The sequence below is a fragment of the Exiguobacterium sp. s50 genome (assembly GCF_018618175.1).
In the GTDB taxonomy this organism is placed as follows: Bacteria; Bacillota; Bacilli; order Exiguobacteriales; family Exiguobacteriaceae; genus Exiguobacterium; species Exiguobacterium chiriqhucha.
Window position 1 is genome coordinate 1 of sequence record NZ_JACSLP010000025.1, and the last position, 1,475, is coordinate 1,475.

General features: G+C 46.9%; 1 protein-coding gene. It reads left to right on the forward strand.

Going from position 1 to position 1,475, the window contains the following annotated elements:
• Nucleotides 1–133 precede the first annotated feature (133 nt).
• Nucleotides 134–1,475, forward strand: a 1,342-nt coding sequence (gene istA / locus KNP68_RS15010) for an IS21 family transposase (RefSeq protein WP_214800082.1), incomplete at its 3' end; no start/stop codon positions are given.

Sequence of the window (1,475 nt, forward strand, 5' to 3'; positions counted from 1 at the left end):
TGTGAACGCTAAAATAAAATTGACAGTTTTTGCTCGATACGATTTTACACTATTGCCGAAAAATCAGAACAGAACTCCGATAGAGTAGTTGAGGCTATTTTATCTGGAGGGAATGGATTTGGAGGAAAAGTTAGTGCTACACATCAAGATTCATCAAATGTATCAGCAAAACATGAAAGTGGCTCAAATCGCCACAGCACTGAAGGTATCAAGACCGACGGTATATAAGTACCTGAAGATGACATATGAAGATGCCCTACATGAATTTGACGAGAAAGCCTGCTCACGAAAGAAGAAGCTCGATGCCTACCGAGACTGGATCATTGCATGGTTGGAGGAGTATCCGCATTTGAGCAGCGCACAAGTACATGACTGGTTACTTGAAAGATATCCCGACCTGTCGGTCGGATCGAGCACGGTCAGGACATACGTGAAGGAAATCCGAGAAATCTATCAGATTGAAAAGAAAAGGATTGTCCGCCATTACGAGGCCATCCCAGAACAACCAATGGGCAAGCAAATACAGGTGGACTGGGGTGAGACCAGACAACGAACTAAAGATGGAAAAATGATAAAGCTTTATTTCATTGCGTTCGTGCTTGCGCACTCTCGGATGAAGTATGTCGAATGGAGAGAACGACCGTTCACCACCAAGGACACTATTCACTGCCACGAAAATGCATTCCAATTCTATGGTGGGCGTCCTTCTGAAATCGTCTATGACCAGGATCACCTCATCGCAATCAACGAGAACGCAGGTGACGTCCTATTGACCAATGAGTTTCAAGCCTACGTGAACGAACGAAAGTTTAGAATCCACTTATGTCGTCGGGCCGACCCGGAGTCAAAGGGTATGATCGAGAACGTCGTGAAGTACATCAAACGGAACTTCGCAGACAGCCGAGTGTATCGGCATATCGAGGATTGGAACGACCGTTCCATGAGATGGCTGGAGAGGACAGGAAATCATAACGTCCATCAGACAACGAAAAAAAGACCAGCTGAAGTGTTCTCCGTCGAAAAACAACACTTACAACCGGTCTTATCGCTACTCTCTTTCGAAAGTATCCGTACCGAAAGTATAGCAAGGAACGTCAGCAAGGACAACACAATCCGTTATCGCTCAAACCGTTACACCGTCCCAATCGGGACCTACTCATCGGTCAAGAAGAAAGTGGTGTTCCTCGAAGTGACCGAACAGGAACGGTTATTGATTCGCGAATCTCCCGAGGGAGAAGTGATTGCAGACCACCGGGTCAGCAAAGAGAGCGGAAAACTGATTCAAAGCCGTGACCACCTTCGGGATCGTTCCAAAGGAATCGAAGAACTGAAGCAACAGGTCCTCACCTATTTCGAGGACAGAGAGGCGGCGTCCGATTATCTGGGTGAGCTCTCAAAGCGTTACCCGAGATACCGACGTGACCAGTTCAACATCATCAGGGACGTCGCGACCATGTATCCCAATCACTTAACGA